This window comes from Secundilactobacillus malefermentans DSM 5705 = KCTC 3548 (genome assembly GCF_001436395.1).
Taxonomy (GTDB): domain Bacteria; phylum Bacillota; class Bacilli; order Lactobacillales; family Lactobacillaceae; genus Secundilactobacillus; species Secundilactobacillus malefermentans.
Map to the genome: position 1 here is coordinate 1 of NZ_AZGJ01000052.1, position 13,306 is coordinate 13,306.

The 13,306-nt window shown below is 42.7% G+C and carries 16 protein-coding genes and 1 pseudogene; 4 read left to right on the forward strand and 13 right to left on the reverse strand.

Annotated elements, in window-relative coordinates:
* Positions 1 to 172: 172 nt before the first annotated feature.
* The 3 genes from FD44_RS08475 to FD44_RS08485 all read right to left on the reverse strand — a co-directional run bounded on the left by FD44_RS08475 (position 173) and on the right by FD44_RS08485 (position 3,406).
* Positions 173 to 1,315, reverse strand: coding sequence for a glycerate kinase family protein (locus FD44_RS08475; RefSeq protein WP_010620250.1), 1,143 nt, complete (start codon positions 1,313 to 1,315; stop codon positions 173 to 175).
* Positions 1,316 to 1,330: 15 nt separating this feature from the next.
* Positions 1,331 to 2,632: a GntP family permease gene (locus FD44_RS08480; protein ID WP_010620251.1), complete on the reverse strand. Its 1,302-nt coding sequence runs from the start codon at positions 2,630 to 2,632 to the stop codon at positions 1,331 to 1,333.
* A 114-nt stretch (positions 2,633 to 2,746) separates the two neighbouring features.
* Positions 2,747 to 3,406 carry a YdeI/OmpD-associated family protein gene (locus FD44_RS08485; RefSeq protein ID WP_010620252.1) on the reverse strand — a complete coding sequence of 220 codons (660 nt, stop codon included), beginning with the start codon at positions 3,404 to 3,406 and terminating at the stop codon, positions 2,747 to 2,749.
* 165 nt (positions 3,407 to 3,571) lie between these two features.
* Between FD44_RS08485 and FD44_RS08490 the strand changes: the two genes are divergently transcribed.
* Positions 3,572 to 3,841: a type II toxin-antitoxin system HicB family antitoxin gene (locus tag FD44_RS08490; RefSeq protein WP_156656220.1), complete on the forward strand. Its 270-nt coding sequence runs from the start codon at positions 3,572 to 3,574 to the stop codon at positions 3,839 to 3,841.
* 547 nt (positions 3,842 to 4,388) lie between these two features.
* Here FD44_RS08490 and FD44_RS08495 read toward each other — a convergent pair.
* The 5 genes from FD44_RS08495 to FD44_RS08515 all read right to left on the reverse strand — a co-directional run bounded on the left by FD44_RS08495 (position 4,389) and on the right by FD44_RS08515 (position 8,040).
* Complete coding sequence (locus FD44_RS08495) at positions 4,389 to 4,679, reverse strand: MarR family winged helix-turn-helix transcriptional regulator (RefSeq protein WP_010620254.1); 291 nt, start codon at positions 4,677 to 4,679, stop codon at positions 4,389 to 4,391.
* Positions 4,666 to 6,072 (reverse strand): MFS transporter, encoded by a 1,407-nt coding sequence (locus tag FD44_RS08500; protein WP_010620255.1) that lies wholly within the window; start codon positions 6,070 to 6,072, stop codon positions 4,666 to 4,668. The genes FD44_RS08495 and FD44_RS08500 overlap by 14 nt, the downstream gene beginning before the upstream one ends.
* A gap of 106 nt (positions 6,073 to 6,178) precedes the next feature.
* The gene (locus tag FD44_RS08505; RefSeq protein ID WP_010620256.1) at positions 6,179 to 6,403 is read right to left on the reverse strand and encodes a hypothetical protein; all 225 of its coding nucleotides are present in this window, start codon (positions 6,401 to 6,403) and stop codon (positions 6,179 to 6,181) included.
* Positions 6,404 to 6,425: 22 nt separating this feature from the next.
* Positions 6,426 to 7,019, reverse strand: coding sequence for a hypothetical protein (locus tag FD44_RS08510; RefSeq protein WP_010620257.1), 594 nt, complete (start codon positions 7,017 to 7,019; stop codon positions 6,426 to 6,428).
* Between the two features lie 82 nt (positions 7,020 to 7,101).
* The gene (locus FD44_RS08515) at positions 7,102 to 8,040 is read right to left on the reverse strand and encodes a serine hydrolase (protein WP_191976429.1); all 939 of its coding nucleotides are present in this window, start codon (positions 8,038 to 8,040) and stop codon (positions 7,102 to 7,104) included.
* A gap of 194 nt (positions 8,041 to 8,234) precedes the next feature.
* On the opposite strand from FD44_RS08515, the gene FD44_RS08520 reads away from it, so the two are divergent.
* From FD44_RS08520 to FD44_RS08530, 3 genes are all read left to right on the forward strand, one after another.
* Positions 8,235 to 8,969 (forward strand): glucose 1-dehydrogenase, encoded by a 735-nt coding sequence (locus FD44_RS08520; protein WP_010620259.1) that lies wholly within the window; start codon positions 8,235 to 8,237, stop codon positions 8,967 to 8,969.
* A gap of 140 nt (positions 8,970 to 9,109) precedes the next feature.
* Complete coding sequence (locus FD44_RS08525; protein ID WP_010620260.1) at positions 9,110 to 9,814, forward strand: NADPH-dependent FMN reductase; 705 nt, start codon at positions 9,110 to 9,112, stop codon at positions 9,812 to 9,814.
* On the forward strand, positions 9,807 to 10,772 hold the full coding sequence (locus FD44_RS08530) for an FAD:protein FMN transferase (RefSeq protein WP_235786629.1): 966 nt from the start codon (positions 9,807 to 9,809) through the stop codon (positions 10,770 to 10,772). Before FD44_RS08525 ends, FD44_RS08530 begins: the two co-directional genes overlap by 8 nt.
* A 56-nt stretch (positions 10,773 to 10,828) precedes the next feature.
* Here the strand turns inward: FD44_RS08530 and FD44_RS08535 are convergent, their stop codons facing one another.
* From FD44_RS08535 to FD44_RS08555, 5 genes and pseudogenes are all read right to left on the reverse strand, one after another.
* On the reverse strand, positions 10,829 to 11,152 hold the full coding sequence (locus FD44_RS08535; protein ID WP_010620262.1) for a hypothetical protein: 324 nt from the start codon (positions 11,150 to 11,152) through the stop codon (positions 10,829 to 10,831).
* Between the two features lie 145 nt (positions 11,153 to 11,297).
* Positions 11,298 to 11,669: a pyridoxamine 5'-phosphate oxidase family protein gene (locus FD44_RS08540; protein ID WP_010620263.1), complete on the reverse strand. Its 372-nt coding sequence runs from the start codon at positions 11,667 to 11,669 to the stop codon at positions 11,298 to 11,300.
* A 155-nt stretch (positions 11,670 to 11,824) separates the two neighbouring features.
* Positions 11,825 to 12,235, reverse strand: a complete 411-nt coding sequence (locus tag FD44_RS08545) for a hypothetical protein (RefSeq protein WP_010620264.1) — start codon at positions 12,233 to 12,235, stop codon at positions 11,825 to 11,827.
* 236 nt (positions 12,236 to 12,471) lie between these two features.
* Positions 12,472 to 13,035 (reverse strand): sugar O-acetyltransferase, encoded by a 564-nt coding sequence (locus tag FD44_RS08550; protein ID WP_010620265.1) that lies wholly within the window; start codon positions 13,033 to 13,035, stop codon positions 12,472 to 12,474.
* A 76-nt stretch (positions 13,036 to 13,111) separates the two neighbouring features.
* Positions 13,112 to 13,306, reverse strand: a pseudogene (locus FD44_RS08555) (hypothetical protein); the annotation flags it as partial.

Below are 13,306 nucleotides of genomic sequence, written 5' to 3' on the forward strand. Positions count from 1 at the left end.
TCCAATATTTGGGGTTCACTTCAGCGGCAAGACCTAAATAAAGAGATTTTTTTAATGATGAGTTCATTGATAGGTTCCCCCTAGTATTTTTAGTAACGACCAAATTATAACATGTTAGCGCTTTTACGCCAGTTTGTTCCCCTATTCTTAATTAATTCTGAACGCTTTTGAATTAAATGTAACATTTTAGTAATCTTCCCAAATTTTCAGCGACTCGATCTAAGTTCTCTTGCCCTGAATGCATCGCCTCACTTAGCGGCATTGCCTTGGGTAAAATCGGGAAGATCGAATCGATGCCCATATCATACAGCACATCGAGTTGATTGCCAATATATCCGCCTACCGCAATCACAGTTGCTTTAGGATTAACTTCTTTGGCTGCGAGTGAGACTCCGGTGGGCGTTTTGCCGTACTGAGTTTGGAAGTCGATTCCCCCTTCTCCGGTAATCACTACGTCTGCGTCTTTCAATGCTTCTTTCAAATGGGTCATCTCAACCACGATGTCGACTCCGCGCTGCATTTTTGAATTGGTGAATGCCAATAATCCAGTTCCAAGTCCACCTGCAGCACCAGCTCCCGGCTGTTGCTCCAAGTCCTGACCAAGTTGCGCCTTAATAATGGAAGCGTAGTGATGCAAATTAGCGTCCAACGTTTTGATCATCTCTGGTGTGGCACCCTTTTGTGGCCCAAAGACTGCGGACGCGCCTTTATCGCCGGTCAGCGGATTCGTCACATCAGAAGCGATGTCGATTTCTACCTGTTTGATTGCGTCAGGAACTGCACTCATATCAATGGTCGCTAAGCCGTCCAAATGACCACCACCTCGCTGGATGGGTTGTCCACTCGCATTTAAGAATTTAACGCCCAGTGCTTCGGCCATTCCGGCACCACCATCGTTCGTGGCGCTTCCGCCGATTCCGATGATGATTTTTTTGGCACCTTGTTGCTCAACCGCATATCGAATCAGTTGCCCAGTTCCATACGTCGTTGTTTCCAACGGATTTTTTGTTTTCTCGTTTACAAATTGAATGCCACTTGCCGCTGCCATTTCAATCACGGCCGTTTGTTGATCCCCGAGCATGCCAAATCTGGCCTTAGTCGGTTTACCAAGTGGGTCGAGCACGTCAACGGTAATAAAGGTTCCCTTCGTGGCATCTACAAGGGACTGGACGGTACCTTCACCGCCATCAGCCATGGGCACCTGCTGGAAGACGGCATCGGGGAATACCCGTTTGAGTCCACCTTCCAAGGCAGTCGCCGCCTGTTTGGCAGTCATACTCTCTTTAAATGAATCCGGTGCTAACACAAATTTCATGCCTAATCATCCTCTCTATCCAAACATGAAGCCGTACATAATCGTTGCAACCACCGTCATTGTCAACCCAACGGCCGTTTCATAAGCGACAGACTTCATTCTCGCGCTGAGATCCATATTCATTGCGTTGGCGGTCACGTGGAAATAGTTTCCGTGTGGTAAATGGTCAATCACCGTTGCCCCAGTGTGAACCATCACGGCCGCGGCCAGTGGTGCAACCCCGAATGACAGGATGGATTTTCCAAATGAACCCGTGGCCAAAATAACACCGGTTGAGGTCGAGGCCGTCGCTGCGGCCATCAAGATTCCGGCGACTGGTGCCAAAAATGTACCAGAGATTTCGGAATGCTGAATCAAACTAACGAATAGTTTTGGTAGTGTCGATGACGTAATTAAACCGCCAATCGCCCCCGCACCAATCAAAATTAAGACAACGTCCGTCATGCGTGCCATGCCGTTTTTGGTATACGCCAAAACGTAACGGCCCTTTTTCATTGCCAACATCCCGATTAAACCAGCAATTGGCAAAATGTACATCGCATCCAACTGAACTTTTTCTAAAATACCAATTTTGAAGATACTCCCGATTGGGTTTAATAATAGAAGAACAACGGCAACCAGTGGGGTCACAATCGCTTGTCCAAATGAAGGTAAGTGCTCAGGTGCGGGTTGTTCATCCGCTTTAATCGCGATTAAGTCTTCTTTGCTAGCAATCTCACCCTTTGATTTCAGGAGGGTGGCTAACAAGATTGCCATTGCGAGTCCAAACAGTGCTGGAATAAAGTCCGCAATCATCACGTCACTTAATTCTAGTCCAAACCCATGAGCGGCTGCAATTGTGTTGGGGTTTGGTGAGATGATGTTCCCGGCCTTACCGCCTCCGGAAAGCGCTACCAAAAGTGCCAACTTTGAAATCTTCATGCGTGAGCCAACTTCAAGGGCAATCGGCGCCACAATCAAAACGGCAACCGGAATGAAGACGCCAACGGCCGTGATCACCATCGTTGACAGTGCCAGGGAGACAATCGCAAACCGTTCCCCTAATTTTTCCACGATGGTTTTCGCAATCACGTTTGCTGCCCCGGACTCCATCATGACCCCGGCCAAAACGCCGGCAGCCAAAACTCTGACCACGGTGCCCATGACGGATTGCGTTCCCGCAACTACAATATCGGTCGTTTGGACCATATTTGCGCCACCAATGACCGCCCCAACAATCGTTCCTAATAGTAGTGAATACACTGGATTCAATTTATATAATATTAAAATAATTGCCAATGCGAGTCCTACTACTGCCCCAATCCAACTAACTGTCATTAACTAATTCTCCTTTTCATGAAAACGTATTCATTTTTGATGTTATCACAACTCTTTTCAAATAAATAGCCCCTTATTTTCAGTGAATCGGTTTACTTTAAGAAAACTCATGCATTATTTTTTCATTCGATACAATGAGATGGATGGGTAACCTGCCGCTAACACTTCAATCATCTTATCAAAGTGGCTTTCTGCGATTTTAGTCGCTTTTGTCGCAAAAATGTACCTAGCCCATTCCCTTTGATAGCCTGGGGTGAGTTGTTGAAATTGGGTTAAAATTGCTGGCCGGCTTTCTAATTTAGCTTCCAGTTCAGGAACTCGATCCTGATAATCAGCGACTCGTTGGCTAATCGCACCTTGTTTGCGCGGTTTGGCCGTCAGCCACTGCATCCCAATCATCGTAAAATCATCGTCTAGCTTCAGCATTCTCGAGAACTTCAACTGTGTCTCTCCAATTTGCCCCGTTGCTTCGTTCACGTGCAAAAATGGAAAGATGTCATCCCGCTTAATTCCAGAATACTGTTTACTCTGAACCTTGGGATAGGCAACAAAGAAATATCCTTTTTCCGTTAGTTGATGGGCCTTGTTGAGCGCAGTTATTTTACGACGCATGTCGGGTAAATCGACGACAAAGTCCAGCACAAAATCCGCCCCATCCACCATCTTTGTCTGATACTGAATCTCAGAAAATAGCGGCGCCACATCAGCTGGCATGTTCAGAATCACAATGTGGTCATACTTTGCCAATTTTAGTTTTTCACTGATTATTCCCATTTTAAATCCTCCTCGAATCGACCTACTTTTGTGTGAATTATCGCAAGTTTCTTTTTCAAATGCAATGAAATCCCCTTTTCCAAGACACATTCTTGCCCTTTTCCTCATCTTCCTATATGATTGAGCTGTAAAGACGAAGTCACTCAACGTTACGTGAAGGGACGGTTGCACATGCAAAACGATATGGTCAGTTATCCAGCTGTTTTAACACCGCTTGAAAATGATCATTTTCTGATTAGCTTTCCTGATATTCCAGGGGCATTCGCAACGGCACCTTGCCTTAGCGATGCATTTTCCCTGGCGGTTGATACGCTCGGCTCGGCCTTACTAGACCGACCTAATTTACCTCTTCCAAGTGATCCACCAAAAAACCAATTTGGCCCGGATGGCTCCTTGACGATTCTTATCAGTGTAGACCTAACGCATGTCGCTTAATTTATAAATGACTGTCAGCAAGCAGCTGGCAGAATTAATCTTTCAGTAACGATTAAATAGACCAGTCGTAAAACTTATTTCTAAGTTTTATGACTGGTCTATTTTTACGATACGTATTTTCAAATTAACAGATTAATCCTTCGGTCGCGAATATCTCTTAGCCCAATCCCTCTGAACTATGCCCTGACAAGTTGCTACCACACAATTGCTATTTTCTACTCTTACAATTAGTTTAGTTATGCAAACGACCGAATGACTTAACTGTTTATCCCTATTAAAACCCGATTACTTTTGTTTTGGTCCCTACACCAAAGCTTCAAGTATTGTAAGTTGAAGTCCCCTACCTCTCTTTACAACTTTATTATAACGCATTTATTTGCTTAAGCAACTATAATTTAAATTATTTCAACAATTCATCCATATTGGCTTCCATTTTAGTCATCAATTTGGCAAGAATTTCCTTTTCATCCTCATCAAATACCTGCGTCACTGTATCATTTAACTTGGGCATTCGTTTGTAGAGTTCATCAAACTTTTGCTGGCCAACCTACGTCAGCTTAACGAGTCGCCGGCGCTTGTCATCTGTTGATTGCTTTTTTGATACATAGCCAACCTCAATCAACCGATTTAATCGTCTTGTGACGTTGCTGGGATTAATCGAGAGCATCTGAAATAATTGTTCCTGCGTTAATTCCCCGTAAGCTCCGATTTTAAGGATGACAAAATAGGTACTTGGTGTTAATCCTAAATCCTTGAGCTGGTCACTGACGTAAAGATCAATCTTATGTGAAACCGTGTCGATTGACTTAATAAACGTATCTACTTCATCTTTCTTCATGTGTACCTCCCTTTCGAATCATCACTATCAAATAAAATATTGCTAACAATAATATTAAAAATGCCACGCCATACGTCCAGCGCTGTGAAATCAAAAGCACTCGTTTGGAAGCACCACTTGCGGTATGAACTTCTTTATGACTCATTAGCGACATGATTTGGTAAAAGAGCGCCGTTGAAATCGTCGTCCCCAATACTAATCCAAATTCTCTCATGAGCGAATTGGTGGAACCCGCCATCCCCCGCAGCTCCTTTGGCACCGACTGCATCACGATCACACTATTGGGTGTGCCAAATACAGCGGTTCCAATTGCCATTATCACTGAAACCGAAATAAAGAACATTGGCTCGAATTTGCCACTCAATAAAATTAAGACAAACTGCGAGACAATTAAGATGACAAGTCCAACCGTCATTTCGACTCGTTGATCATAATGATCCGAAATGTAACCGGCAATTGGGGAAACGATAATCGACGTGATTGGCGCCACCATCAGTAAAATTCCACTAAATTGAACCGAGTAATTTAAGGCCAGTTGTAAATATAATGGCGCTAAAATCATGAAAAAATACGACACAATAAAGGTTAAAAATGCCGTGATAATTCTCTTCGTAAATAGTTGGGTTCGAAAAATAGCCAAATTCAAAAGTGGTGGGTCAACTTTTTGCTCTATTTTTATAAACCACCAACCAAATGCTAGAAAGCCACCTAAAAATAAAATGGTGAGTGGAATATTGCTACTTAAGGTTGCCGTAACCAAGTAAAGAGAAATGGCTGCCAGCATCAAGGTTAGTGCACCATACCAGTCTATTTTCTGTTTCACTTTGCTTTCATCTTTAGGAAATATGGCTAACTCAACCACTAGGCAAATAAGCCCAATTGGCAGGTTAATCCAGAAAATGTACCCCCAAGGTAATTGGGCTAAAATCAAGCCGCCTAAACCTGGTCCAGCCAACGCACCCAATGAAATGAAAATACTTTCAATTCCAAAGGCTCGCCCTAATTCCTTTGATGGAAAAATATCCGTCACAATCGCATAGCTATTGGCCATTGTCATGCTGGCGCCAATTCCCTGAATGAGCCGCCCCAACAAAACGAGGTTGAGCATCTGACCAGCACCTGCCAAAAATGAGCCCAATAGGAAAACGAAGGTCCCGATTTTAAAAATCTTGATTCGTCCGTATTGATCCCCAAACTGACCAAACAGCAGTAACGTCGCACAAATTGTAATTAAATAGATTGAAATAATCAGGGTGGTTGCCCCAGTTGAAATCGACAAACTCTGGGCCACTTTTGGAATTGCAATGGCAACGATGCTTCCATCGACAATCACCATAAAAAAGAATAACCCTAGCACGGATAAAATCGACCAACGTCTAATTCGTGAAAGCATATTAGCCACCCCTGTGATATCATAGTCCGTTTTGTTTGCCTAAGCAAATAAATATTTCTTAGAATTCAAAAAAGGAGGCAGACCAATTTGGCCTGTCTCCGTCTCATTACTTCAATTCATCTTGCTCAGCATTTTCCGCTAGTAACTTTTCTAGCATCTTAATGGCTTGAGCCGTTTCAATCATATCATCATTTACTTCATTCATTGTTAAGCCACCCGAACTAGTTCCGTTGGCTGCTGCCGCAACGAAGTCAACCTCTTCAAGCACACGCAAATAATCTCGTAACTGATCCAATTGATCGCTAATTTTTTGATAGTCAAGATTACTCATTGCTCACCTTCGACTTTCGTAATTAGGCCAGTGCGTTTGGTGCTTCTAGCTGAGGCCCTTTGCCTTCTCGAGCTAATACCCAGTCATCGGAATTCCATGCTTCAGTTGTTCGACGAGACTCGAGGTAATCCCACTGTGCCTCACGTTCAACTTCCAAAATTTGATTTCCGGGGCCAATTGTTACCCAGTTGTACGTCCCGTTATCGTGGGTATATTTAACCCATTGGACGTCAAAAGACTGACGGTTTCCATCATCATCCAAATAAGATCGTTGCTGAGTTTCAATTCGCATAAAATGTAATTCTGCTGCGTAATCCAAGTCTAGATTCATCCAAATTCTAGTTCCAACAACTTCCAAACCATTTTTTGAAGGAAGTTCTAGCGTGGGATCTGCAACAAGGTTATCATAACTGATTAATCGCCCATCTGCACCGAATATCACGGTTACGTGGGCGTTGTTTGGGATAATTTCTTGATTCTTTTGATACCGCTCAACCTTGACCTGTTCTCCATCTCGTTCGTGTGTTTCTGAAGAAACAAGCACAAAGTCAGCTGGAATGATTAATTCAGACTTTACTTCACCATTTATTTTCACGTAGTTTGCCAAAATTTTCACCCCACATCCCAACTGTATTATAAGATATTAATTTATTTTAGCAAACAAAATAGCCTGCTTTGTTCACGGACGTTCAAACGACCTATTCGTAGACGATTTCTTGCACTTTTTTAGTGATTTTGACAATCTTGGGGAACCCACTAAATCCTGATTGACCGTGACCGTGCGTCATGATTACCAAAACGTAACGCTGCCCGTTAGGTAACGTCACAATTCCAGCATCATTATTGGTGTCATTTAGCCAACCAACCTTATCGGCAACCTTGGTTCCCTTTTTCGCTGCTTTAGCACCGGTTGGGATTCCTGTTCGATAAATTTGTTTGTTCATTAAAGCTAAAATTTTAGTCGTGTCACTTTTATTAGAAAAAGCGCCCTTATACTGCGCCATATCTTTTAATAATAGCATCAAGCTATGACTATTAGTAGCAGAAATTTCATTAATTTGGAAAACTGGTGAATACCAACCCTGACTCTTTATAAATTGGTCCACCGTCGTATCGCCGTACGTCGTTAAAATAGATTCTGGGTAGGTGTTGCTACTATTCACAATCATTTGGTAGAAGCCATTCTCGTTGGCCGTTGTCCAGCTGTAATTTCCCTGTTGTTTCAAATGCATCAAATAGGCACTAATGAAAAGCTTATATGTACTTGCAGAGATTTCTTTTGTCCGGGAATTCGATTCCGTTGCTAAGCCCCCCGCCTTGTAGACTGCCGCGTTCTTGCTTTTAGCCGCAGTGCTGCCCTTCGTTGCGCCTAAATTATAGAAGCTGACGCTAACCGTTTTATCCTTTGTCACCTTGGCAAGGTACTTTGAAAGCTCAGACTTGATTTTTCGTTGCTTGGTGCTAACCTGATTCGCTTGAGTTGCAACCTTTTCCGTTGCTTGCTTGTCGATGGAGTCCGACTTTGTATCCTTGGCTCCCCCGACCAAATGAACAATCAATAGCACAAATAGGCCAAGTACTGCATATGCAGCCAATAGCCTGATTCTACCTCGTAAGCTTCTTTGTTGTCCGTTCATAATCATCCGCCATTTCATCGTCAAATTAAATTAGAAATTACTTATAACAATACAATTTTAGCTCTATTTAACTAAATGAGGATTAAATTTTGAAGTCATTTTAAGAATTCTGTTCATTAGTTATTTCACTACTTTGGTGCTACACTATCGGCGTAAAAGGTGATGCCTGTCAGTCAATACAGGAGGCAATAATAATGAAACGATTAAATGGAAAAATTGCGATTATTACGGGTGGTGCTGGCGGCCTTGGACTTGCATATGCGAAGCGGTTTATAGAGGAAGATGCCAAAGTCGTTTTAGCAGACGTCAACGAAGCTGCCGGTCAACAAGCTGCGGCTGACCTCGGATCTTCAGCCGCCTTCTTTAAATTAGATGTCACCTCTGGATCAAATTGGCAAGAGATCTTTGATTTCACAGCCAAACAGTTTGGAAAAGTATCGGTTTTAGTCAATAACGCTGGAATTGCAAACGCACCCGTTTATATAGAAGATTTTCCGCTTGAAGATTGGAACCGGGTCATCAATATTAATTTAACGGGAACGATGCTTGGCATGAAAACCGCCATTAAATCAATGGGTAAGGACGGCGGCGCAATCGTTAACGTCGCTTCCGCAATTGGTGATACCGGATTCCCCCTTGCTGCCGCATACTCTGCTTCAAAAGCGGCTGTCACTGAAATTACCAGAACCGCTGCCTTGGAGGTTGCCCAAAAGGGCTATCCTATCGCCGTTAATTCGGTTCATCCAGGGTGGGTTGATACCGGAATCATCCCCGAAGACATGAAAAAAATGGTTCTCAAAAACATCCCAAAGAAAAAGATGGGAAAGCCTGAAGATATTGCCAATCTTGTCCTATATTTAGCTTCAGATGAAGCTAGTTATGCGACGGGTGGCATGTTCGTTGTGGACGGCGGTTTCTTAGCACAATAATCAGTTTCATCCCCAAAACATTCCATTATTATATTAACTAATGGAATGTTTTTTTATTTTAAGGACGATATTTCTTATCTTTGACGCCGTTATAGTCTATAATAATTGTGATTACTTATACAATTGAAAAGAGGGATACCATGAAACTTATTGCTATTGTTGGTACCAACGCTAAGTTATCGTTTAACCGGAAGCTTTTGACCTACATGAAGCACCATTTCTCAGACAAAGCTGAAATCGAACTTTGTGAAGTCAGCAACTTACCAATTTTTTGTGAAGATGCTCCCGAAGTTCCAGAAGCAATCACCCAAATTGCCAAACAAATTGATGATGCAGATGGTGTCATTATTGGGGCGCCTGAATATAATCACGCGGTTCCTGCCGCTTTAAAGTCATTGCTAGAGTGGCTATCTTGGAGTGTCCATCCATTTACTAAAAAACCAATTATGGTTGTCGGTGTCTCACTAGGGAACATGGGAACTGTCAACTCTCAGAGTAATTTGGAACATATTTTAAACTCACCAGGAATTAACGCCTACGTTTTACCAGGAAACCAATTTCTCTTAGGTCATGCGCATGATGCATTTGATGCCCAAGAAAATCTACGGGACGCTAAAACCGCAAGTTGGCTCGACCAATGTTTCGGAAACTTTGTCGAATACATTAATGCTATCAACTTCAGTGCCGCTCGCAATGACGACGAATCAGTCGACGTTTCAACGGGTAGCACGCAAATTGACCCTAACATCTTCAAAGCAATGCGCGATCACACAACCATTGAGGATGAAGAAAAAACTGACACCGATACTGGTGCCTCGAATCCAGATGAAAATCTCCATGACTAAGGCAACTGAGGCACAACACCGAACTTACTATGGCTTAGGAACTAAAATTGATTTAACCATCTTTGGAACCCAGAGTCCGACACTTTTAGACAAAGCAAATGACCTTATTTCCGGCTACGAAGATCGGCTAACAATCAACCGGACCGAGTCCGAACTGATGTCAGTTAATGATGCCGCGGGACAAAGCCCAGTGGCCGTTTCATCATCAACCTTTGCTTTAACAAAATTAGCGGTTAAAACGAGCCTTCAACATGACGGGTTCAACGCTAGTATTGGTCCCCTCGTCAAACTATGGGACATTGGCTTTTCTGATGCTCACGTTCCAGATGATGCAAGCATCAAAGACCATTTGAAGGTGATCGACCCCACGGACATCGTGTTAGATGATCAAGATCAGACCATCTTTTTGAAAAAGGCGGGCATGGAGCTTGACCTTGGCGGAATTGCGAAGGGCTACATTGCTGACCGAATCCGTGATTTATGGCGATCTGCCGGCGTTCGCGCTGGTATGATTAACTTAGGCGGAAACGTCCTCATTATGGGCAGTTCCCCAAAACATTTAGACGGCGATTGGCGAATTGGGGTTCAAAACCCATTTGCCGAACGGGGCGACAACATTGCTGCCATTCAAATTGAAGCGTGTTCAGCTGTGACCAGTGGCATTTACGAGCGCCATTTGGACGTTGATGGCAAGTCATACCACCATATTTTGGACTCGCAAACTGGCTATCCACGGCAAAATAATTTGGTCAGCGTCACCGTTTTTTCAAAGGATTCCGTTGTGGGTGAAATTGAAACCACTCGCTTATTCTTTGCTGGCGGCCCCATTCCAAATTGGATGGAAACTGCCGATAACGTTTATGGCGCCATTTTTATCACAAAGGATAAAGAGATTCAGATTGTTGGATTGCCGGAAGGTAGCTTCCATTTGTTCAATGATGACTTTACGGTTCTTTAAATTTTCAAAATTAAAACACCTCTCAAATTAAATTTGGGAGGTGTTTTTTTATGACTCTATTCAGTTGCCGGAACCGATGGCACGTGGACTTCATCCATTGCGCTAATCTCCGGTTTAATTCCACGTTCATCATTTGCCGGAACGTTGAGCAGAACCGTGACCATTTTGTTGCCGGATTCATTTGGCGAAATAACGGTGGCTTTGCAAAGCAGCCAGTAATTCATATCTCCGTTGTCGCCCAATTGTTCGCTACCCAAACAGGCAAACGCTTTTAGGCGACCACCCGCACGGTCATCTTGTTGGGCGATGCTTAGCGCCTCCACCACTTTTGTCGGAACCTCAGGCGTGGTTGTAAATCGCAATCCATTTTCTTGTGTCAAATTGTCGTCCTCCATTCAGTGAATTAGATCATTCAATATCAGAACTGTTTACAATTATTAACGTAACACGGGCCTGGGGTAAGATTCAAAAATGGTGCTTAAAAAAGCCAACCTCATTTTGAAGTCGGCCACGATAATCTTACATTTAGATTTTTTGTTCAATATCGTCAATTTTAACCTTTAGCACCTTACGAATCCATGGGAATGTTTCCTTCATTTCATCGAATTCAGCGCCTGATTCAAAGAATTCACCAGTACCATGAACGTGGTAGCCGGCACCTGGTCCGACTGTCCCTTCGACCTCTTTGGTTCCCATCGTCAAGGTAACGTGGTTGTCCTTCTCAAAATCGTGTTCAATACTACGCATCCCGGCAGCCGGAATCAACAAATAATTACCTGCCTGGTTAACCTTGATGTATGACATCCAAGTATTAACAACGCTTGCTGGGTGCCCATTAACGGTCACAATTGTAGCGGGTCCTTCGTACTTCATAACTTCGACAAATTTAGGGTCCATGATGATATCTCCTTTGTTGTTCATTAAGTAGATTATAACGTTTTTATATAAATAAATCACAATAAATCATTCACAAATTTTAAAAGTGGACAAACAAAAAGGAACCGTCAACATCACGGTCCCCCTTAAACTCACTTATTCGAGCTTTGATTTAATTAGTCTGCTTGTTTGAAGATTCCAGCGGTTAGGTATTTTGAGTATACCCAGCCTTCGTTACGTACATAGCTAAAGCTGTTTACTTTACCTGTCTTCACTGATTTTGCGGTTACTTTTCGTGAAACATAGTACGTATGACCAGCCTGAAGGCGTCCCTTTGCCTTGATGTTAAATGTTGGTCTGTCAGCACCAATAGCGGCCTTGTACAAAACGGGTACTTTATCCTTAGTGTGAACGATTTTTACTTTTTTGTAGATTGAGCTCTTAGTCAACGTAAACTTCACTGTCTTTGCAGGTTTTTCGACTTTTTCAGCCGCACTAGCGGTCGTAACTGCTAATGGTGTGGCTGCTGCCAGTGGTAAAAACATTCCAAGTGATGCAAGTGCAACTGTAATTTTATTAAACTTCATAATAATTACCTCCCTAAAATAACCATCATGTGCCTACATTCATACGAAATCGTTTACACTTACCGGTAAATAATTCAACAATATTTCATTCCCATAATTATTACCTCCTTGTTTTATTGGTGATAGAGTACACCCATTTTTTTATTTAAACAACTACTTAGCTCGGAAATATTTTATGGTAACAATTAGATATATCCAATCAAAAAAGCTCCCCCTTTTCAGGGGAAGCTTTCCGTTTAGCGCTTGTTTTCTCTAATGACCCTAGCAGGATTCCCAGCAATCACAACATCGTCGCCAAACGACTTTGTCACAACGCTACCTGCACCAACAATGACATTGTTTCCGAGCGTAACCCCCGGACAAATAATTGAGCCACCGCCGATCCAAAGGTCTTCGCCTAAGGTCACCGGCTTGCCAATTCCCATTTCTCCATGTCGACGTTGCTTAGGATCAAGTGGATGATTAACTGAATAAATTTGAACTTTTGGGCCAATTAAACAATGCTTACCAATATGAATTGGCGCAATATCTAGCATGACACAGTCATAATTTGCAAAAAAATCTTCACCTACATAAATATTATAACCAAAGTCACATCGGAAGCTTGGGTGTATAAAACACTCTTCTCCAGATGCACCAAATAAGTTTCTAAGAATCTTGGTACTTGCCTCGGGATCCGATTCACCCAACTTGTTAAAGGCTTCAACTTGGTCCCTTGCGTATGCTCGTTCGCGCGTTAGTTCCTCATCGTAAACCTTATACAATTCTCCAGATAACATTTTTTCTTTTTCAGTCTTCATTTTAATTTAACCCTTTCTGACTAAAAAAGATCCGTACCTCTCAGGATACGGACCTTTCTAGTACAATTTTTAATGATTATTTGATTTCAACAGACTTAACATCAAATAGAGTTGCTAAATCATCAATTTGTTCTTCGGTTGCAACAAATGAGAAGACAGTATGGTGACCACCACCATTTTGGATCCAGGCAGTAGCGCCTTCTTTAAGGCCAACCTTTGGTGTCCACATTTGCTTAGCAACTGGAAGGTGGATTGAAGTCAATATTTGAGA

What these genes read in the sequence shown, in the direction of transcription:
- FD44_RS08545 (WP_010620264.1), bottom strand. Translation starts at nt 12,235, where the DNA reads ATGAAGTTTAATAAAATTACAGTTGCACTTGCATCACTTGGAATGTTT.
- FD44_RS08515 (WP_191976429.1), bottom strand. Translation starts at nt 8,040, where the DNA reads ATGAACGGACAACAAAGAAGCTTACGAGGTAGAATCAGGCTATTGGCT.
- FD44_RS08485 (WP_010620252.1), bottom strand. Translation starts at nt 3,406, where the DNA reads ATGGGAATAATCAGTGAAAAACTAAAATTGGCAAAGTATGACCACATT.
- FD44_RS08520 (WP_010620259.1), top strand. Translation starts at nt 8,235, where the DNA reads ATGAAACGATTAAATGGAAAAATTGCGATTATTACGGGTGGTGCTGGC.
- FD44_RS08530 (WP_235786629.1), top strand. Translation starts at nt 9,807, where the DNA reads ATGACTAAGGCAACTGAGGCACAACACCGAACTTACTATGGCTTAGGA.
- FD44_RS08475 (WP_010620250.1), bottom strand. Translation starts at nt 1,315, where the DNA reads ATGAAATTTGTGTTAGCACCGGATTCATTTAAAGAGAGTATGACTGCC.
- FD44_RS08500 (WP_010620255.1), bottom strand. Translation starts at nt 6,072, where the DNA reads ATGCTTTCACGAATTAGACGTTGGTCGATTTTATCCGTGCTAGGGTTA.
- FD44_RS08550 (WP_010620265.1), bottom strand. Translation starts at nt 13,035, where the DNA reads ATGAAGACTGAAAAAGAAAAAATGTTATCTGGAGAATTGTATAAGGTT.
- FD44_RS08540 (WP_010620263.1), bottom strand. Translation starts at nt 11,669, where the DNA reads ATGGACCCTAAATTTGTCGAAGTTATGAAGTACGAAGGACCCGCTACA.
- FD44_RS08505 (WP_010620256.1), bottom strand. Translation starts at nt 6,403, where the DNA reads ATGAGTAATCTTGACTATCAAAAAATTAGCGATCAATTGGATCAGTTA.
- FD44_RS08495 (WP_010620254.1), bottom strand. Translation starts at nt 4,679, where the DNA reads ATGAAGAAAGATGAAGTAGATACGTTTATTAAGTCAATCGACACGGTT.
- FD44_RS08525 (WP_010620260.1), top strand. Translation starts at nt 9,110, where the DNA reads ATGAAACTTATTGCTATTGTTGGTACCAACGCTAAGTTATCGTTTAAC.
- FD44_RS08480 (WP_010620251.1), bottom strand. Translation starts at nt 2,632, where the DNA reads ATGACAGTTAGTTGGATTGGGGCAGTAGTAGGACTCGCATTGGCAATT.